The following is a 346-nucleotide window of genomic DNA, read 5'->3' as shown; positions in this document are numbered from 1 at the left end:
AAACCCTATTCTTCTCGATGCGGGTGATGTATTCTCTGGAACGCTTTACTTCAATAAATATCTGGGTATAGCAGATCTCAGATTCATGAATTTGGTAAAATATGATGCTATGACTTTCGGGAACCATGAATTTGATAAAAATTCTGAGACGCTTTCCAATTTCATCCGTAAAGCTGAATTCCCTTTTGTCTCATCCAACGTAAATTTCTCTGCGGATGAAATCCTAAGTAAAATGTTCACCAATGAAATTGGTCGGTCGGGTAACGCAGCAACCATCTACCCTGCACTGATCAAAGAAGTAGACGGCGAACAGATCGGTATCATCGGCCTGACGACAGAAGATACA

The 346-nt window shown here is 40.8% G+C and carries 1 protein-coding gene; it reads left to right on the top strand.

All coding sequences use genetic code 11. The features are described 5' to 3' along the window. Positions 1-346: metallophosphoesterase (locus CA598_RS31815; RefSeq protein ID WP_179283839.1), on the top strand; the 346-nt coding region annotated here is incomplete at both ends.

Source organism: Paenibacillus sp. VTT E-133291 (assembly GCF_002264395.1).
GTDB classification, from domain to species: domain Bacteria; phylum Bacillota; class Bacilli; order Paenibacillales; family Paenibacillaceae; genus Paenibacillus_AQ; species Paenibacillus_AQ nitricinens.
The sequence above is the reverse complement of the archived record's forward strand: the minus strand, read 5'-3'. Positions and strand labels throughout refer to the sequence as shown.